Annotated in this window: 16 protein-coding genes and 1 pseudogene; 6 read left to right on the top strand and 11 right to left on the bottom strand. The window is 70.6% G+C overall.

Going from position 1 to position 18,902, the window contains the following annotated elements:
* Positions 1-239: 239 nt before the first annotated feature.
* Positions 240-2,786, bottom strand: a pseudogene (locus AB0B85_RS28400) (nitrate- and nitrite sensing domain-containing protein); the annotation flags it as partial.
* Between the two features lie 503 nt (positions 2,787-3,289).
* Here AB0B85_RS28400 and AB0B85_RS28395 point away from each other — a divergent pair.
* Complete coding sequence (locus AB0B85_RS28395) at positions 3,290-3,583, top strand: hypothetical protein (protein WP_231924438.1); 294 nt, start codon at positions 3,290-3,292, stop codon at positions 3,581-3,583.
* A gap of 6 nt (positions 3,584-3,589) precedes the next feature.
* Here the strand turns inward: AB0B85_RS28395 and AB0B85_RS28390 are convergent, their stop codons facing one another.
* Together AB0B85_RS28390 and AB0B85_RS28385 are read right to left on the bottom strand one after the other, a co-directional pair.
* Positions 3,590-4,663: an adenosine deaminase gene (locus AB0B85_RS28390; RefSeq protein ID WP_357412023.1), complete on the bottom strand. Its 1,074-nt coding sequence runs from the start codon at positions 4,661-4,663 to the stop codon at positions 3,590-3,592.
* Between the two features lie 63 nt (positions 4,664-4,726).
* The gene (locus AB0B85_RS28385) at positions 4,727-5,143 is read right to left on the bottom strand and encodes a PPOX class F420-dependent oxidoreductase (protein ID WP_357412022.1); all 417 of its coding nucleotides are present in this window, start codon (positions 5,141-5,143) and stop codon (positions 4,727-4,729) included.
* A 58-nt stretch (positions 5,144-5,201) separates the two neighbouring features.
* Between AB0B85_RS28385 and AB0B85_RS28380 the strand changes: the two genes are divergently transcribed.
* The gene (locus AB0B85_RS28380; protein WP_357412021.1) at positions 5,202-5,696 is read left to right on the top strand and encodes a MarR family transcriptional regulator; all 495 of its coding nucleotides are present in this window, start codon (positions 5,202-5,204) and stop codon (positions 5,694-5,696) included.
* Position 5,697: 1 nt separating this feature from the next.
* Positions 5,698-6,681 carry a putative RNA methyltransferase gene (locus AB0B85_RS28375; protein ID WP_357412020.1) on the top strand — a complete coding sequence of 328 codons (984 nt, stop codon included), beginning with the start codon at positions 5,698-5,700 and terminating at the stop codon, positions 6,679-6,681.
* A gap of 4 nt (positions 6,682-6,685) precedes the next feature.
* On the opposite strand, the gene AB0B85_RS28370 is transcribed toward AB0B85_RS28375, so the two are convergent.
* The 3 genes from AB0B85_RS28370 to AB0B85_RS28360 form a co-directional block, all read right to left on the bottom strand.
* Positions 6,686-7,366 (bottom strand): DUF4272 domain-containing protein, encoded by a 681-nt coding sequence (locus AB0B85_RS28370; RefSeq protein ID WP_357412019.1) that lies wholly within the window; start codon positions 7,364-7,366, stop codon positions 6,686-6,688.
* A 112-nt stretch (positions 7,367-7,478) separates the two neighbouring features.
* Positions 7,479-8,762: a thymidine phosphorylase gene (locus tag AB0B85_RS28365; protein ID WP_357412018.1), complete on the bottom strand. Its 1,284-nt coding sequence runs from the start codon at positions 8,760-8,762 to the stop codon at positions 7,479-7,481.
* Positions 8,763-8,898: 136 nt separating this feature from the next.
* Entirely contained in the window at positions 8,899-9,609 is a 711-nt protein-coding gene (locus tag AB0B85_RS28360) for a cytidine deaminase (RefSeq protein WP_357412017.1), read from the bottom strand.
* Between the two features lie 89 nt (positions 9,610-9,698).
* Between AB0B85_RS28360 and AB0B85_RS28355 the strand changes: the two genes are divergently transcribed.
* Both AB0B85_RS28355 and gap read left to right on the top strand, forming a co-directional pair.
* Positions 9,699-10,292 (top strand): TetR/AcrR family transcriptional regulator, encoded by a 594-nt coding sequence (locus AB0B85_RS28355; RefSeq protein WP_357412016.1) that lies wholly within the window; start codon positions 9,699-9,701, stop codon positions 10,290-10,292.
* 4 nt (positions 10,293-10,296) lie between these two features.
* On the top strand, positions 10,297-11,307 hold the full coding sequence (gap, locus tag AB0B85_RS28350; RefSeq protein WP_357412015.1) for a type I glyceraldehyde-3-phosphate dehydrogenase: 1,011 nt from the start codon (positions 10,297-10,299) through the stop codon (positions 11,305-11,307).
* A gap of 94 nt (positions 11,308-11,401) precedes the next feature.
* Here gap and AB0B85_RS28345 read toward each other — a convergent pair whose 3' ends face one another.
* The 5 genes from AB0B85_RS28345 to AB0B85_RS28325 all read right to left on the bottom strand — a co-directional run bounded on the left by AB0B85_RS28345 (position 11,402) and on the right by AB0B85_RS28325 (position 17,537).
* A complete protein-coding gene (locus AB0B85_RS28345; protein WP_357412014.1) occupies positions 11,402-12,682 on the bottom strand; it encodes an ABC transporter permease in 1,281 nt (426 codons plus the stop codon).
* 3 nt (positions 12,683-12,685) lie between these two features.
* A complete protein-coding gene (locus tag AB0B85_RS28340; RefSeq protein ID WP_357412013.1) occupies positions 12,686-14,056 on the bottom strand; it encodes an ABC transporter permease in 1,371 nt (456 codons plus the stop codon).
* Positions 14,053-15,600 carry an ABC transporter ATP-binding protein gene (locus tag AB0B85_RS28335; RefSeq protein ID WP_357412029.1) on the bottom strand — a complete coding sequence of 516 codons (1,548 nt, stop codon included), beginning with the start codon at positions 15,598-15,600 and terminating at the stop codon, positions 14,053-14,055. Before AB0B85_RS28335 ends, AB0B85_RS28340 begins: the two co-directional genes overlap by 4 nt.
* Positions 15,601-15,849: 249 nt before the next feature.
* Entirely contained in the window at positions 15,850-16,917 is a 1,068-nt protein-coding gene (locus AB0B85_RS28330; protein ID WP_357412028.1) for a BMP family ABC transporter substrate-binding protein, read from the bottom strand.
* Positions 16,918-17,195: 278 nt separating this feature from the next.
* Complete coding sequence (locus AB0B85_RS28325; RefSeq protein WP_357412012.1) at positions 17,196-17,537, bottom strand: hypothetical protein; 342 nt, start codon at positions 17,535-17,537, stop codon at positions 17,196-17,198.
* Between the two features lie 212 nt (positions 17,538-17,749).
* Between AB0B85_RS28325 and AB0B85_RS28320 the strand changes: the two genes are divergently transcribed.
* Positions 17,750-18,796 (top strand): LacI family DNA-binding transcriptional regulator, encoded by a 1,047-nt coding sequence (locus tag AB0B85_RS28320; protein WP_357412011.1) that lies wholly within the window; start codon positions 17,750-17,752, stop codon positions 18,794-18,796.
* Positions 18,797-18,902: the final 106 nt, after the last annotated feature.

Raw genomic sequence — 18,902 nt, 5'->3', positions numbered from 1 at the left:
CTGGTGTGGCGCTCCCGCGACAGTGCCTGTTCCCGCCGAACGGCGTGCCACGCTCAGCCGTACGGTTGGTTATCCGGCGGCGCCGAGCGGGGTGCGAACCCGCTGAACGACTGGCTGGAGGCGGGCGGCACCGAGAACGGCTGACCCGGGTACGGCTGACCGGAGGCCGGGGCGGCGGAGACCGGCGCACCACCGTACGGCTGACCGGAGGCCGGCGACGCCGACACCGGCGCGCCGCCGTACGGCTGGCCCGAGGCTGGGGCGGCGGAGACCGGTGCACCGCCGTACGGCGCACCCGAGTAGGGGTGCCCGGAGTACGGCTGACCCGAGGCCGGCGAGGCGGACACCGGCGGGCCGGAGTACGGCTGCGCGGAGACCGGCGGCGCCGAGTACGGGTGCGTCTCGGGGCTGCTCGGCAACTGCCGGGGAATGGACGGCTGCTGGCCCGGGGTGTCGTCCCCGGCGCGGCGCTGCGGCAGCGGGTCGATCGGCTGGCCGTTGGCCGGCCGCGGGGTGAACCCGTCACCGCCGTTGACGCCGTTGGTCCCGGCCGCACCGGTCAGATCCGACCAGGCCGGCATCGAAGCGTAGGCACCGGTGTTGGCGGGGGTGCCGGCACCGTTTCGCGCGGCCGGCTCGAACGGGCGACCGCCGAGGGTGACCTGGTTGCCGGATTCGCTTGAGCGCGGGTGGTTGCCGAGCGCGGGCAGCGCACCGAAGACCGGCGCGGGTCCACCCTGCTGGGGGCCGCCGGCAGCGGGCAGGGCCGGCGGCTGCTGCACCCGGCCGGAGAGCGCCCGGGGCACCAGCACCGAGGTGGGCAGGGTCACGTCGGCGACAGTGCCGCGGTCGGAGCCGGGGCGCAGTTCGACCCGCACTCCGTGCCGGGACGCCAGCCGGGCGACCACGACGAGGCCCATCATCCGGGACACCGCCACGTCCACCTGCGGCGGCGTCGCGAGCCGCTCGTTGAGGTCCTGCAACTGCTCGGCGCTGATGCCGATGCCGCGGTCCTCGACGTAGAGCGAGGAGCGGTCGCCGACCCGGCGGGCCTCGACCATCACCTGCGAGTCGGGCGGCGAGAACGCGGTGGCGTTGTCGAACAGCTCGGCGACGAGGTGCACCAGGTCGTTCACCGCGTGCGCGGCCACCTCGATGTCGCGGTCGATGACACCGAACTCGATGCGGGTGTAGTGCTCGACCTCGGACTGCGCGGCGCGCAGCACGTCGATGAGCGCGGCCGGCTCCCGCTGGACACGGGTGGAGTCGGCACCGGCGAGGACCAGCAGGTTCTCGTCGTTGCGGCGCATCCGGGTGGCCAGGTGGTCGAGCTGGAACAGCTCGGCGAGGCGGTCCGGGTCCTCTTCGCCGCGCTCCAGCCGGTCGAGGTGCCCGATCAGGCGGTCGACCAGGATCTGTGAACGACGGGCCAGGTTGACGAACATGGTCGCGACGGAGGCACGCAGTGCGGCCTGCTCCGCGGCCGTTCGAACGGCTTCCAGGTGGACGGCGTTGAACGCCTCGGTCACCTGACCGAACTCGTCCTTGCTGCGGACCGGCAACGGCTCGGCGATCTGGTTGGCCAGCTGCACCGGGGAGAGTTGCCCGACGACCTGCGGGTCGCGTAGCCGGGCGACCGCCTGGGGTAGGCCGTACTGGGCGACGGAGAGTGCACCCTGTCGCAGTTCACGGAGCGAGCGGGCCATCGAGCGAGCGACCAGGTACGCGAAGAGGATGGCCAGCAGCAGCATGCTGAGCAGCAGGCCGGTCTCCAGGAACACCTGACGCTGGACGTCGGAGCGGAGATTGTCGGCCTCGGCGACCACTTCGCTGTCGAGCTTGCGCTCGACGGTGCGGATCAGCCGGGCGTTGGCCGTCATCGCGGCTTCCCACTGGTCCGGCTTGAACGGCGCGTCGCGCATGTCGCCGGTGGTGTTGCCGTCGATCCAGCCGGTGTAGTTCTGCGCCTCCCGACGGTCGCCGCCCGCGACAGTCTGGTCGTGGAACTTCGCGTCGTCCGGGGTGGCGACGGCCTTGAAGCTCTGCAGCGCCTGCTGCTGGCCGGTGCCGCTGGCGATGTAGTCGGTGCGCAGCGCGGGGGTCAGCCGCTGGCCACCCTTCTTGCCGAGCGCGCGGTGGACCACGACCCGCCGGGCGGCGAGGAACTCCTTCTCCCGGGCGACCGCCGCGGCGGCGCGCATCCGGTCGCTCAGGTCGTTGTTGCCGGCGAGCTGCGTGGCCGAGTCACGGATGGCGAGCAGGTCGCTGATCAGGCCTTCGTAGGCCTGGACGGTCTCGGTGAGCGCGAGCTTGCCGTTGAACACCTGGCTGCGGATGCCGGAGAGGTCCTGGAGGTTCTGGTCGATGCCGTCGAGCAGCGAGTCAAGGCTGCCGGGCAGGTCATCGAGCTCGGTCCGCTGCTGTCGGTAGGGGACCGCGTCCTGGTCCACCCGGGAGTTGACCCGGTTGTAGGCCTCCTGGTACTGCGCCGTCGGCTGCGTTCCGTCCGCGCCCAGCAGCAGCACGGCGGCGGTCCGCTCGTCCTGCAGGCTGTCGACCAGGTCACCTGAATAGCTCGACAGGTTCGCCAGGTCGCCGGCTCGGTTGGCATTGTTGAGCGTCTCCACGTGGTCGACCAGACCACTTGTGCCCACCACGACCGTGGCGATGGTCGGCACGATCATGATGAGACCGAGCTTGGACCAGATCGGCATGTCCCGGAGCCGGCTGGCCGGCCGGCGCAGCCGCGACAGGAAGGAGCCCGCCGTCTTTGGCCGTTTGCTCACGTCACCGCCCTCGCGATTACAGCTTGAACGCGTTGCCTCCGGGCAACGCCCAGCGACCGACCCGGCGGGTCGGACCCCCGAGATTCCATCACGCCGGTCGACAAGAAGAAAGCCCAGGTTGTCACCTACCGAAGGTGTGATGAGATGTTGATGCGATTTGATAGCAGTCCGTCTGGCCGGAGTAACTGAAGGTAATGAAACATCCGCACCGCGTTGTCCTGCTCGCCGGTCCTTCGGGGTCCGGAAAGTCGTACATAGCGCAGCAAACCGGCCTACCGGTGCTCTGCTTGGACGACTTCTACAAAGACGGCGATGACCCTACGTTGCCGCGACGAAACGACCAGGTGGATTGGGAATCACCGCAGTCCTGGGACGCGCTGAGTGCGGTGGAAATCATTGCGCGACTAGCTCGCGAGGGGCGAGCTGATGTGCCGGTTTATGCGATCGGCGCGGATCGACGGGTGGCCACCCGGTCATTTGATCTCGCCGGATCGCCACTTTTCGTGGCCGAAGGGATCTTCGCCGCCGAGATCGTCGAGGAGTGCCGCCGTCGCGGGCTGCTGGCCGGGGCGTACGCGCTGCGCCGGCCGCGTGGGGCGACCTTCCTGCGCCGGCTGGCCCGCGACCTGTCCGAGCAGCGCAAGGCGCCCCGGGTGCTGGTCCGGCGCGGCGTGGCCCTGCTGCGGGCCGAGCCCGCGGTGCTGCGTCGGCAGACCGGGCTGGGCGCGGAGGCGGCCCGCGCCCGGGAGGTGCTGCGTCGGGTGGCCGGCCTGCTCGCCGGCCACCCGCACGGCTGAGCGAGGTCAGGCCAGCAGCTCGGCGTACGCCGGCTTGATCACCTCATCGATGATCCGCAGTCGCTCGTCGAACGGGATGAAGGCGCTCTTCATCGCGTTGATGGTGAACCACTGCAACTCTTTCCAGCCGTAGCCGAACGTCTCCACCAGCAGCGACATCTCCCGCGACATCGAGGTGCCGCTCATCAGCCGGTTGTCGGTGTTGACGGTGGCCCGGAACCGCAGGTCCCGCAGCAGGCCGATCGGGTGGTCGGCGATCGAGGCCACCGCGCCGGTCTGCACGTTGGACGAGGGGCACAACTCCAGCGGGATCCGCTTGTCCCGCACGTACGCGGCCAGCCGACCGAGCGAGCCGTCGGGGGCGATGTCGTCGACGATCCGGACCCCGTGGCCGAGCCGGTCCGCCCCGCACCACTGGATCGCCTGCCAGATCGACGGCAGACCGAACGCCTCACCGGCGTGGATGGTGAAGTGGAAGTTCTCCCGTTGCAGGTATTCGAACGCGTCCAGATGCCGGGTGGGCGGGAAGCCCGCCTCGGCACCGGCGATGTCGAAGCCGACCACCCCGGCGTCCCGGTGCCGGACGGCCAGTTCGGCGATCTCCTGCGAGCGGGCGGCGTGCCGCATCGCGGTGAGCAGCGTGCCCACCCGGATGGTCAGGCCGGCCTCGACGGCCTGGGCAGCGCCCTCGGCGAACCCGGCCAGCACCGCCTCGACGACCTCGTCCAGGCTCAGGTCCTGTTCCAGGTGCTGCTCCGGGGCGAAGCGCACCTCGGCGTAGACCACGCCGTCGGCGGCCAGGTCGAGCGCGCACTCGCGGGCCACCCGACGCAGCGCGGACGGGGTCTGCATGACCGCCACCGTGTGCGCGAACGTTTCGAGGTAACGCTCCAGGGAGCCGGAGTTGGCGGCGTCCGCGAACCAGCGTCCGAGCGCCTCGGGATCGGTGGTGGGCAGTTCGTGGCCCGCCTCAGCGGCCAGGTCGACGATCGTCGCCGGCCGCAGCCCGCCGTCGAGGTGGTCGTGCAGCAGCGCCTTCGGGACCTTGACGATGTCCTCGTACCGGATAGTTGCGACCATGCTCAGACCCTAGTCAGCCGGCTCCCGCCCATCCGACCAGGCCACTCATCCTCACCGGGCCACTCATCCGGACCAGCCGTAGACGCGGTCGACGGCGAGTCGGATGACCACCCGACCGTCGGCGACCATGGCGGCCCGGTACTCCGCCCAGTCGGGGTGCTCGCCACGAATGCGCCGGTAGACCTCGACCAGTTCGGCGACTGTGGCGTCGTCCTCGCTCCGGGCGGGTGGGGTGAGTGTGGCGATGCCGTCGGCCACCGCGTACGCGCCACCGTCGCCGGTCGTCACGTGGAAGCTCGCCCGGGGGTCCCGGCGCAGGTTACGGGCCTTGGCCCGGTCGCCGACCGTCGAGCATCGGATGAGCCCCGGCTCGGCCAGGTAGTCGAGGTTCGACAGCTGGGGCCGGCCGTCGCGGCGCAGTGTGGCAAGCACCCCACGCCCGCGTTGGCCGAAGAGCTGCCAGAGATCATTCGTTGACATGTCATCGACCGTAGGGGGCAGTTCGATGACATGTCAACAATCTGGGTAGGCTGCCGGCATGGACGCGCCACGGTGGTTGGACGAGCGGGAGGACCGCGCCTGGCGGGGCTACCGCCGGATGCGTCGCCTGCTCGACCTGGAGCTGGCCCGGCAGCTGACGCAGGACAGCGGTCTCTCCGAGCCCGACTACGACGTGCTCTCCGACCTCTCCGAGTCGCCGGAGGGTCGCCTGCGCCTGCGCGACCTGGCCGATCGGATGCTCTGGTCCCGCAGCCGACTCTCGCACCACCTAACCCGGATGCAGCAACGCGGCCTGGTGACCCGACAGGAGTGCCCGGACGACGCCCGCGGCTCGATAGTCGCGCTCACCCCGGCCGGCCGGGAGGCCATCGAGGCCGCGGCTCCCGGTCACCTGACCGCCGTCCGTCGGAACCTCATCGACCTGCTCACTCCGGCCGAGGTCGAGGCGCTCGGCGCGCTCACCCACCGGGTGGTCGACCACCTCGCCGGTCAGCAGCCCCGACCACGCCCACGGCACGAACCGGCGGCCTGACGTGGATCCCCGCATCCTGCACCGGCTGCGCTGCCCGGTCTGCGGCGAACCGCTGAGCGAGACGACAGCCGGCACCACCCGGGCGCTGCGCTGCCCACGTCGGCACAGCTTCGACATCGCCCGCCAGGGTTACGTCAACCTGCTCGCCGGTCGTGCGCCACACGTCGGGGACACCGCCGAGATGATCGCGGCGCGGGCGGACTTCCAGGCCGCCGGTCACTACGACGTCATCTCCGCCGCCCTCGCCACCGCCGCCACGGAGGCCATCGGCCGTCTCGACGCGTCGCGCCCCCGGGGCTCTGCTCCCACCGAGGCACCGGTCTCCGCCCAGGAGTGTCGCCTGGAGGTAAGCAGAGCAAAGGACACACCAGCGGAGGTACGCGCCGACCCCTCGAAGCCCCACGTCGGCGCGTACCCCCTGGTGGTGGATGCCGGCGCCGGCACCGGCCGCTACCTCGGCGCGGTGCTGGCGGCGCTGCCGGACGCCGTGGGCCTGGCCCTGGACGTGTCGAAGCCGGCGCTGCGTCGCGCGGCCCGCGCGCATCCCCGAGCCGCCGCCGCCCTGGCCGACACCTGGCAGCGGCTGCCGCTGGCGGACGCCTCGACCGCCGTGCTGCTCAACGTCTTCGCCCCGCGCAACGGCCCGGAGTTCCACCGGGTGCTCGATCCGGCCGGCACCCTGCTGGTGGTCACGCCGGACGACGACCACCTCACCGAACTGGTGGGGGCCCTGGACCTGCTGCGGGTGGACCCGGACAAGGCCGACCGGGTGAGCGGCAGCCTGGGCGGGCACTTCACAGCGGTCAGCTCGGCGGTGCACCGGGCGGAGCTGGCCCTGACCCGGCCGGAGGTCGCCACGCTGGTCGGCATGGGCCCGAACGCGTGGCACACCGACCCGGCGGCGCTCACCGCCCGGTTGGCAGCGCTGCCCGAGCCGGTCCGGGTGACGGTGGCGGTCCGGGTGGACGCGTACCGACCTCGCTGAACGCTCAGGTGGAGAGGTCGACCTCTTCCCAGCCGGGCGGCTCGTCGTGGTACGGACCGCGCAGGATCACCGCCCACTCCAGCGCCCACCGGCGCTGCCCGATGGCGTTCGCGTCGATCAGGCCCGGTGCCCGCCGACCGTCGCGCTCGGTCTCCAGGTACGCCCAGTCCAGGCAGTAGTGCAGGTCGAGCAGGGCGGCCGCGTCGGCCGGGTGCTGTGGCGCGGTGAGGATCCGGGACCGCCAGTGCGGAAACGTCTCCCCCTCGGCGATGTGCGGCAACTGCTCGACCAGCCGCTCGTCCACGGCCAGCGTCGGGTCGAGCTGCTTGCTCAACCCGAGCACCCAGGCCAGCGCGAAGAGCGCGTCGTGGTGCAGCACGAACGAACGGTGGTCGCCCTTGCCGCCCATCACGAACTGCCACTCGGGCGGCGTGACCATCTCGACCAGGTGTGAGCCGAGCAGCCAGCTCATCGCCGCCTCCGGGGGCATCCCGAAGCAGCGCGCCAGGATCAGGTGCAGCACGGCGATCCGTGCCTCGATCTCCACAGTGGGCCGCAGGTCGATCTGGTCACCCGGCTCCCAGACCAGCGGGAACTGGGCCGGCGGCAACGGCAGGCCGAGCCGGGACAGCTCGTCCAGGCTCGCCTCACGCACCTCACGTGGGTTGGGGGCAGCAACTGTCACGGCGGGTCTTCCTGTCTGCTCGCGCCGGCTCAAGGCCGGTTGTCCCCCCTTGGCCTGCGACAATAGCGCTCCCAGGTGACCGGCACCATGGCACCCCGACCCCCGGTTCGGGTCAGCCGACGCGCTCGATGACAAGCGGCGTCGCGGTCGGCGCGGACGACGCGATCCGTACCGCCTCGGCGGCCTCGGCCAGCGCCCCCGGAATCCGCGACGGTTCCTCGGCGCGCAGCTCGTAGAGGGGGTCACCGGCCCGTACCGGGTCACCCGGCCGCTTGTGCAACACCACCCCGGCCGGCACGCTCACCGGGTCCTCCTTGCGGGCCCGACCGGCGCCGAGTCGCCAGGCCGCGACCCCCATGGCGTACGCGTCGACGGCGGCGACGTGCCCGTCCCGCTCGGCGCGGACCACCTCGACCTCGTTGGCGGTCGGCATCGGCGCGTCCGGGTCGCCGCCCTGCGCGCGGATCATCGCCCGCCAGGAGTCCATCGCCCGACCGTCGCGCAACGCCGCCGCCGGGTCGGCGTCCGGCAGACCGGCCGCGTCGAGCATCTCCCGGGCCAGGGCCAGGGTCAGTTCCACCACGTCGGCGGGTCCACCACCGGCAAGCACCTCTACCGACTCGGTCACCTCGACGGCGTTGCCGATGGCCAGGCCGAGCGGTGTGGACATGTCGGTGAGCAGGGCGACCGTCCGGACGCCGTGCGCGCCGCCCAGCTCGACCATGGTGCGAGCCAGCTCGCGGGCCTGGTCGACGGACTTCATGAAGGCCCCCGAGCCGACCTTGACGTCGAGGACCAGCGCTCCGGTGCCCTCGGCGATCTTCTTGCTCATGATCGAGCTGGCGATCAGCGGGATCGCCTCCACTGTGCCGGTGACGTCGCGCAGCGCGTACAGCTTGCGGTCGGCCGGGGCGAGTCCGGCGCCGGCCGCGCAGATCACCGCGCCGACCTCGTCCAGTTGCTTGATGAACTCGTTGTTGCTGACCGTGGCCCGCCAGCCCGGGATGGACTCCAACTTGTCCAACGTGCCGCCGGTGTGCCCGAGGCCCCGGCCGCTCAACTGCGGCACGGCCGCGCCGCAGGCCGCCACCAGCGGGGTGAGCGGCAGCGTGATCTTGTCGCCGACGCCGCCGGTGGAGTGCTTGTCGACTGTCGGCCGGTGCACCGCCGAGAGGTCCAGTCGCTCGCCGCTGGCGATCATCGCGGCGGTCCACCGGGCGATCTCCGGCCCGGTCATCCCGTTGAGCAGGATCGCCATCGCCAGCGCCGACATCTGCTCGTCGGCGACAACCCCCCGGGTGTACGCGTCGACCACCCAGTCGATCTGCGCGTCGGACAGCACCCCGCCATCCCGCTTGACCCGAATGACGTCAACAGCAGCAAAACCAGAACTCATCAGAAGATCTTCCTAAGTCGAATGGCGAAACCCACACAGGGTCGGTGACCACGTCAGGGCGGGGGCCGACCGTGCCCGGCGGAGGGATCAAGCCTGACCGCCCGGAGCCGGGCACGGTCGGCCCCCGCCCCCAACCTCAGCCACCAGACCACCGAACAGGGATCTCCAACGGCGGCTCACCCTCGCCGGCCCAGAAGATGGTGCCGGTGGCGTCCACCACTACCACCCGCGGGGTCCGCGCCATTCCCCAGGTGATCGCCTCGGCCGGGTCGTCCCAGCTCGGCGCCTCCTCCAGCACACCGGTCTCGGCACCGACGTCGTCGCCGGCCGACCGTTCCCAGTACGCGGTCCAGACCTGCTGGCCGGCGGACATGTCCGGGTGCACGAAGACGGTGCCGCGCCCACGCCAGGCGGCCAGCCGCTCCGGCACCACCGGCACCGGCGTCTCCCCGGTGACGGCTTCCAGGTCCTCCACACCGAAGGCGTGCGGCAACAACTCGGCCATCCGCAGCGGCCGGGTCTTGCTCTCGACCAGGCACTCCGGACCGCCGTGCTCCCAGAGCAGTTGCCGGCACCGACCACACGGCATCAGCGGCTCACCTGTGGCGTCGACGCAGGAGAGCGCGACGAGGCGCCCGCCGCCGGTGGCGTGCAGGCTGGAGACCACCCCGCACTCGGCGCAGAGGGTCACCCCGTACGCGGCGTTCTCCACGTTGCAGCCGACCACCACGCGGCCGTCGTCGACAAGCGCGGCGGCGCCGACCGGGAACGTCGAGTACGGCGCGTACGCGTGCCGCATCGCCTCGGTGGCGGCGGCCCGCAGCCGCGCCCAGTCAATGTCGGTCATGCCGCCATTCTGCCGAAGTAGTCCAGGTCAGGAGCGGGCAGGGCCGGGTCGACGAGCGGTCTGTACCTACTGGTATGTACAGTGATGCCATGGACACCCGACGACTACTTGTCGAGACCATGAGCGAGCTCATGTGGGAGCGCGGCTACGCCGACACCAGCCCGCGTGATGTTCGCCAACGGTCCGGCGTGGGCCAGGGCAGCATGTACCACCACTTCCCGACCAAGCGCGATCTCGCGCTCGCCGCCCTCGAACGCAACGTCGCCGACCTGCTGCCGGCCGCGTCCGAACTCGACGATCCGGGCGACCCGATGGCCCGGATCGAGGCATACCTGATGCGCCCCCGCGACGCCCTCAAGGGCTGCAAGGTCGGCCGGATGACCCAGGATCCGCAGGTCCGCGAGGACCCGGTGCTGCTGGCCCCGGTGGCCCGCGCGTTCGCCCAGGTCCGTGTCAGCTGGGTCAAGGTGCTCCGCGAGGCCGTCGCCGCCGGCCAACTGCGGGACGACCTCGATCCTGAGCAGCTCGCCAACACCCTGATGGCCGTCCTGCAGGGCGGCTACGTGCTCGCGATCGCCCAGCAGGACCCGGGCCCGTTCGACGATGCCCGCGCCGGCGCACTCGGCCTGCTCCGGGCCGCGGCACCGACCGGGCTCACCCAGGAAAACAACGGGAGGAAGTGAAGCCATGACGGTACGCATCGGCATCAACGGGTTCGGGCGGATCGGGCGCACCTACCTGCGCGCGGCCCTGGCCAACAACGCCGACATCGAGGTGGTCGCGGTCAACGACCTCACCGATGCCCGCACGCTTGCCACCCTGCTCGAGTGGGACTCGGTCTCCGGCCATCTGGACGGCGTCGCCGTCGACGGCGACACGATCACCGTTCAGGGCACGCGCATGAGGGTCTTCGCCCAGTCCGACCCGGCCACCATCCCCTGGGGCGACGTCGACGCCGACGTCGTGATCGAGTCCACCGGCCACTTCACCGACGGCGGCGCGGCGGCGGCCCACCTCAAGGGCGGTGCGAGGAAGGTCGTCATCTCGGCGCCGGCCAAGGGGGACGTCCCCACGTTCGTTCTCGGAGTGAACGACGACAGGCTCGACCCGGACAGCCACGACGTCTTCTCCAACGGCTCCTGCACCACGAACTCGTTGGCGCCGCTGGCGAAGGTGCTCAACGACTCGTTCGGCATCGAGTCGGGACTGATGACGACGATCCACGCCTACACGGGTGACCAGCGGCTCCACGACGCGCCGCACTCCGACCTGCGCCGGGCCCGCGCGGCAGCCGTCTCGACCATCCCGACGTCGTCGGGCGCGGCGAAGGCGATCGGAAAGGTCATCCCGGAGCTCGACGGGCGTCTCACCGGCGCCGCGCTACGCGTACCTGTGGCGGCGGGCTCGATCACCGACCTCAGCGTGGTCCTCCGCCAGAGCGCCGACGTCGAGGACGTCAACGCCGCGTTCCGGGAGGCCGCCGCCTCCCAGCGGCTGCGGCGCTACCTGCAGTACTCCGAGGCACCGTTGGTCTCGGCGGACATCGTCGGCAACCCGTACTCGTCGATCTTCGACGCGCCGCTGACCCAGGTCGTCGGCAACCAGGTCAAGGTGTTCGGCTGGTACGACAACGAGTGGGGGTTCTCCAACCGCCTCGTCGAGTTCTCCGAGCGGATCGGAGCGACCGCGGCGGCCTGACGCCGAGGGCCACCAGGGCGTACCCGGGTGGGCTCGGCGGGCGACCGCGGTGCTCGTGCCCGGCGGGGAAAGCCCGCCGGGCACGGCTGGGGTGTCAGCCCTTGATGTACGGCTTGCCGTCGGCGGCCGGTGCCCGGACCCGGCCGACCAGCCCGGCGACGGCCAGGATGGTCGCCAGGTAGGGCAGCATGGCCAGGAACTGGCTGGGGATCGAGCTGCTGATCGCGCCCAGGTAGGTGGCGAGCTGGTCGGCGAACCCGAAGAAGAGGGCGGCGAGCAGCGCGCCGGTCGGGTTCCACCGGCCGAAGATCAGCGCGGCCAGGGCGATGAAGCCCTTACCACCGATCATGTTCTTGGTGAACGAGTAGAGCGCCAGCGTGTAGGACGCGCCGCCGATGCCGGCGACCACACCGGCCAGCAGCACGTTGCGGTAGCGCACCCGCAGCACCTTGACGCCGAGCGTGTCGGCCGCGATCGGGTGCTCGCCGACGGACCGGGTACGCAGCCCCCACCGGGTGCGGAACAACGCGATGTGGATCACCAGGACCAGGAGCAGCCCGAGGTAGAGGAAGATGTTGCCGCGGAACAACGCCGGCCCGAGCACCGGGATGTCCTTCAGCAGCGGGATCTCCCAGTTGCTGAAGCGGGGCGCGCTGTTGTACCTCGCGGCGTCGGTCTGCATCAGCCGCTCGTAGAGGAAGCCGGTGACGCCGACCGCCAGCAGGTTGAGCACGATGCCCATGACGACCTGGTCGACCAGGTAACGGATGGCGAAGACGGCGAGCAGCAGCGAGATGAACGCGCCGCCGATGGCGGCGGCGACCAGGCCCACCCAGACGCTGCCGGAGATGCTGCCGAAGAGGGCGCCGCTGAACGCGCCCATCAGCAGCTGGCCCTCGATCGCCACGTTGACCACGCCGGAGCGTTCGCAGAGCACACCGGCGAGCGCGCCGAAGATCAACGGCAGGGCCAGGATGAACGTGCCCCGGATGATGTTGACAAGCGGCATGAAGTTCTGCCCGGTCGGCGCGGCGGAGACCTGCCAGCAGAGGAACGACAGCACGAAACCGACAAGCCCGACGGCGAGCACGGGAAGGAACCACCGCTTCGGCACCCCGGCGAGGAGCGCCGCACCGGCGGCGATCGCGATGATCCCGAACAGGATCGCCCCGATCGTGCCGTTGATCTCCAACGCGGCGCCGGCCGCGTCGTCGCTGAGGGTGAACCGGGCCTGCTGGTCGGTGGCGAGCGCGCCGAAGAGCACCGCGGACAGCAGGCCGAGCCCCAGCAGCGTGAGGCCGACCTTGCGGCTGCGGGTCCAGAAGCCCTCGTCTACCGGGGCGACCGCGATGTCGGGGACAGCCATGGTGGACATCAGTTACCAGCCCTTCGCCAGGCTCGTCTGCAACCGGGCGGCGCGGGCGGCCCGGAGCTGGAAGATCGCCTTCACCAGGGCCGGCGCGGCGATGAAGATGACAATCAGCGCCTGGAGCACCGTCACCAGCTCCAGCGAGATCCCGGAGTACGACTGCATCCGGTTACCGCCGGCCTGCAGCGCCCCGAACAGCAGCGCGGCGAGCAACACCCCCCAGGGCTTCACCCGCCCGAGCAGCGCCACCAGGATGCCGTCGAAGCCGATCTGCGCGACCACCAGCGGGGTCAACGCGCTGGCGGTCGAGCCGAGCACCATGTTCGAGCCGCCGAGGCCGGCCAGGATGCCGGCAAAGACCATGATCAGGATGTACGTCCGGGTGACGCTGATGCCGGCGGTCCGGGCGGCGTCCGGGTTGGCACCGACCGCACGCAGCTCGAAGCCGAGCGTCGAGCGGTTGAGCAGCCAGGCGACCGCCCAGGTGGCCAGCACGGCGAGCAGGATGCCGGCGTGCACCCGCAGGTTGTCGCCGAGCAGTCGGGGCAGCTGGGCGGAGGTGTCGACCGCCTTGCTGATCGCGTCGGTACGGGTCGGGTCCTGCACGCCGTTCTGCACGATCAACCAGGTGAGAAAGTACGTGGCGACGTAGTTCAGCATGATCGTGTTGATCACCTCGTGCGCGCCGGCCCGGGCCTTGAGGATGCCGGGGATGAACCCCCAGATCGCTCCGCCCAGCGCGCCGGCCAGCACCGCCACCAGCAGGTGCAGGCCGGGCGGCAGCGGCAGCAGGAAGCCCGCCAGCGCCGCCATGATCACGCCGATCGTGGCCTGACCCTGGGCGCCGATGTTGAACAGGCCGCCCCGGAAGGCCAGCGCCACCGACAGACCGGTGAAGACCAGTGGCGCGGCGTAGGTGAGCGTCTCGGAGATCGGCGCGAGCACGGCCTGCCAGCTACCGGTGCCGTCCAACCAGCCGGAGAACGCCTCGGGGTCGAAGATCGAGCCCTTGAACAGGTTCGCGTACGCCTCGCTGACGAGCGTCCAGCTGGAGTTGATCGCGTCGGACGGGCGGGAGGTGATGTACGAGTACGTGGAGAGCACGTCGGGATCAGAAATGATCATCAGCACCGCGCCGACCACGATCGCCAACACCAGCGACAGCAGGGTCACCGTGAAGGTGTTGGCCGCCCAGAGGTTGTCCAGGAACAGCCGACCCAGGCTCGGCTTCGACCCCGGCTCCGGCTTCGCCGCCGGGCGGTCCGGCTCGGTCGCCACCTCGGCCCGTTCGGTGTTGCCGAGCGCGTTCTGCGCGGCCTGCGCCTCGCTCGCCGGCTCCTTGTCCGGCGAGCCGGACTGCGGGGTTGGGGGGTTGGTCATGCCTCGTCCTCGCTCGCGGAGCCCGGGTCGCTCGCCGGGCTCCCGTCGGTGGCCGGCCTGTCGCCGGGCACGGCGTCCGTGTTGCGCTCGTTCGCCGCGTCCGGGGTGATGCCGGCCATCAGCAGGCCGATCTCCTCACGCGGGGTGTCCGGGCCGACGATGCCGATGATGCGACCGCGGTACATCACCGCGATCCGGTCAGCCAACCCGATCACCTCGTCGAGTTCGCTGGAGACCACCATGACGGCGGTGCCGACGTCCCGTTCGTGGATGATCTGGCTGTGGATGAACTCGATCGACCCGACGTCGACACCACGGGTCGGCTGGGCGGCGATGAGGAGCTTCAGCGGCCGGGACAGCTCCCGGGCCACGATCACCTTCTGCTGGTTGCCGCCGGAGAGAGTGCCCACCGCCGCGTCGGCCGATGACGTGCGGACGTCGAACTGCTCGATCCGCTCCTTCGCCGAGGCGGCGATCGCGTCCGGCTTGAGCGCGAGCCCGGCACCGAACGGCGGCCGGTCGTAGATGTCCAGCACCAGGTTCTCCGCGACGCTGAACTCCTTGACCAGGCCGTCCACGCTGCGGTCCTCGGGCACGTAGCCGACGCCCGCCCGGAGCACCCGCTTGGGCTTCCACCCGTTGATCCGGTCGCCGACCAGGCTGACCGTGCCGCCGAGCACCGGGCGTAGGCCCATGATCGCCTCGATCAGCTCGGTCTGACCGTTGCCCTGGACGCCCGCCACGCCGAGCACCTCACCCGCCCGCACGGTCAGGTCGATGCCGTCGACGGCGCGGATCTGCCGGTCGTCGTCGACGACGAGCCCGGACACCTCCAGCACCGGCTCGCCCGGAGTGGCCGGGGTCTTGTCGACGGTGAGCCGGACGTTGCGCCCGACCATCAGCGCGGCCAACTCGTCCCGGCTGGCCTCCGGCGAGGCGGTGCCCACCGTCTTTCCGCGTCGGATCACGGTGATCCGGTCGGCGATGGCCTTGACCTCGCCAAGTTTGTGGGTGATGAAGACGATCGACTTGCCGGCCGCCTTGAGCGACCGCATCACCGTCAGCAGTTCCTCGGTCTCCTGGGGGGTGAGCACCGCGGTCGGCTCGTCCAGGATGAGCAGGTCGACGTCGCGGGTGAGCGCCTTGACGATCTCGACGCGTTGCTGGATGCCGACCGGCAGGTCCTCGATCACCGCGTCCGGGTCGACCCGCAGGTTGTACCGCTCGGACACCTCGGTGACCTCGCGCCGGGCCCGCCGCCGGTCCAGGAAACCGGCGATGCCGCCTCGGACCTGCTCGGCGCCGAGCATGATGTTCTCGGTGACGGTGAAGACCGGCACCAGCATGAAGTGCTGGTGCACCATGCCGATCCCGGCACCGATCGCGTCGGACGGGCCCTTCAGCTTCAACGGCTTGCCGTCGACCAGGATCTCGCCCTCGTCGGGCTGGTAGAGCCCGTAGAGCACGTTCATCAGTGTCGACTTGCCCGCGCCGTTCTCGCCGAGCAGGGCATGAATCTCTCCAGGCTCCACCGTCAGGTCGATGTGGTCGTTGGCGACCAGATCACCGAACCGCTTGGTGATGCCGCGCAGTTCGAGTCTCAGCGCAACCTCCTGGAGTGCGAGCGATGGTGCAGCCTAGCTGCCGTCAACCCGGCCGGAGCGGCCCGGCTGACGTGGTGCGCGATCGGCCGCTCCGACCCCACGGTCACCCGCGGGGCCGAAGCGGCCGATCGGTCGTACCTGTCCCCCGCCGACCTCCCCGATGATCTCACCGGAGGGGCCGTGCGGTTGTCACTTGGTCGGCTGAGCCTTCGAGGTGACGGTGATGGTGCCAGCGGCGATGTCCGCCTTGATCTTGTCGACCTCAGCCTTCAGCTCGGCCGGAACCTTGCTGTCGAAGTCGTGGTACGGGGCGATCGAGACACCGTTGTTGGCCAGGGTGCCGACGAAGCCCGGGTTGGCCGGCAGCTTGTCACCGGCGGCGGCCTTCACCACGGCCTCCTTGACGGCGTCCGGGATGTTCTTGACCACGGTGGTGATGATCGCCGAGCAGTCCGGGGTGCTCTCGCAGCCGTCGACGTCCACCCAGATGGTGCTGTACTTGCCACCCGAGGCCTTGGCGGCGGCGGTGGTGCCGAGGCCGGAGCCGCCGGCGACCGGCATGATGATGTCCGCGCCCTGGGCGACCAGCGCGTCGGAGACCTTCTTGCCCTCGTCCTGCTTGTCGAAGGCGTTGGAGAAGGAGCCCTTCTGGGTCTCCTTGTTCCAGCCCAGGGCCTGGACGTTCTTGCCCTTGGTCTTGTTGTAGTGCGCGACGCCGTCGACGAAGCCGTCCATGAAGATCGTCACCGGCGGGATCGGCACCGCACCGTAGGTGGCCACCTTGCCGGACTTGCTCATTCCGGCGGCCAGGTAACCGGCCTGGAACGCGGCCTGCGCGGTGTCGAACTGCATCGGGTAGACGTTGGCGTCACCCGGGTTCGCGTCGACGATGCCGAACTCCTGGTTCGGGTTCGCCTTGGCGATCTTCGAGGTGGCGTTGGACATCAGGCCACCGACCGCCAGGATGAAGTCGCACTTCTGGTTGACGAACTGCGTCAGGTTCGGCTCGTAGTCCGCCTCCGCCTTCGACGCGACGTACTTGATGTCGATGTTGTCGTTGGCGGCCTTGGCCTCCTGCAGGCCCTTCCAGGCCGAAGCGTTGAACGACTTGTCGTCGATGCCGCCGACGTCGGTCACCATGCAGGCGCTGAACTTCTTGGCGCCACTGCCGGCGTTGTTGTCATCCTTGGGCGCCTCGCCACAAGCGGCGGCGGTGAGCGCGAGCCCACCCACCGCGAAGATCGAGGCGATCCGCATCCCACGCACCGAGCGCAAGACGTCTCCTTCCCATTGCTCACCGCGCCTTGTGCGGTGGCAGCCCATCAGCCGGCCTGCGGGTGTGCCGCCGGCTGTCCCACGTTACGGACGGGAGCGTACGCCCGCGCCCACCCACCGGCCGACAATCGTGCACGACTGTTGAGCGCCTGTTACCCGGGTGTAACCCTTGGGTGGGGAACGTCACTCCCGGTGCTGGTGATGGCGCGTGCAGGCGTCCTTAACGTCCGTTTCCGCGGGGACGGCGGCCCCCTCGGACGTTACCGCCAAAAGACCGCGACCGCCGCGTTGACCAGGGTCAGACCGACTATCGCGAGGAAATGACCACGGTTCACCACGTCCCGCTTCCGCGAGAAGAAGACCATGACGAAGATCAGTAGGGCGATTACCAACTTCGTCACAAGTTTCGCGGGTGCAGGCTCGTCGCCGTCGCGCAGCGGCGCGGAGAGGCCGAGCCCGGTCAGCAACTGGATCACCGCCCCCCAGAGCATCGCCGGGTTGATCCGCAGTCGGCCACTGAGGTATTGGGCGATCGAGCCGCCGAGCAGCAGGGCGAAGCCGATCAGATGGACATAGAGAAGGATGAGTCGCAGCGCTTCCACGCTGCCCATCCTGCCCCATCAACGACACTTCGTAGTAGGGGGTCCGACCGGTCGGCGCGTCGGCGCCACCCCGTACGGCCGCCGACCCCGGCCGGAAGTCGCGCGGCGAGCCGGGCGTCCGGACCACCACCGCCGGTCGGCAAGTTCTTGCCGACCATGCAATGGCTTGCAGGGCACGCGGCAAGAACTTGCTGGTGGGCTAAAGTGCCGCCATGCGCGCTCGACTGTCCGACATCGCCCAACAGGCCGAAGTCAGCGAGGCCACGGTGTCGCGGGTGCTCAACGACCGCCCCGGCGTGGCGCCGGAGACCCGGCAGGCCGTCCTCACCGCACTGGACGTGCTCGGCTACGAGCGCCCCGCCCGGCTGCGCAAGCGCAGCGCCGGACTGGTCGGTCTGGTGGTGCCGGAGCTGGACAATCCGATCTTTCCCGCCTTCGCCCAGGTGATCGAGTCGACCCTGGCGCAGAGCGGGTTCACCCCGGTGCTCTGCACTCAGACCGCCGGCGGCGTGACCGAGGACGAGTACGTGGAGATGCTGCTGGACCGGCAGGTGTCCGGGATCGTCTTCGTCTCCGGTCGGCACGCCGACACCGCCGCCAACCACGACCGCTACCGCGCGCTGCTCGCCCGACCGCTGCCGATCGTGATGATCAACGGGCACACGCCGGACATCGGCGCCCCCTTCGTCTCCTGCGACGACCGGGAGGCCGCCGAGCTCGCCGTCGCCCACCTGGTCGCGCTCGGGCACCGACGGATCGGCCTGGTCACCGGCCCGGACCGGTTCGTCCCGGTGCAGCGCAAGGTGTCCGGCTGGCGTTCGGCGATGACCCGCCTCGCCGGTGTCGGGGAGGCCGGCCTCGGCCCCCTTGCCGAGCTGTCGCTGTTCGGTGTGGAGGGCGGCGAGGCGGCGGCCGGCCGACTGCTCGACCGCGGTGCGACAGGCGTGGTCTGTGGTTCCGACCTGATGGCGCTCGGCGCGATCCGGGCCGCCCGCCAACGCGACCTCCGGGTGCCCGAGGACGTCTCGGTGGTCGGCTACGACGACTCGCCGCTGATGGCCTTCACCGACCCGCCGCTGACCACAGTGCGGCAGCCGGTCGCCGCGATGGCGGTGGCCGCCGTCCGGGCCCTGGTGGACGAGATCAACGGGTACGGCGCTCCGCACTCGGAGTACCTGTTCCGCCCGGAGCTTGTGGTACGCGGCTCCACAGCGGTCGTGCCGAGCACGGCACGGCTGCCTTACGCAAGAACTGCTTGACTCCTGCAGACCGGGCCGGCTGGTTACAACGGCGCTGAGCGGGTAACAACCTCTCGACCTGGTCGTTCGTCGTGCCCCGCGCCGGCGGGCGACTGGGCTACCGGCC

The organism is Micromonospora sp. NPDC049044, from assembly GCF_040649215.1.
In the GTDB taxonomy this organism is placed as follows: domain Bacteria; phylum Actinomycetota; class Actinomycetes; order Mycobacteriales; family Micromonosporaceae; genus Micromonospora.
Note: the sequence above shows the minus strand (reverse complement) of the source record. Positions and strands in the feature narration are given on the sequence as shown.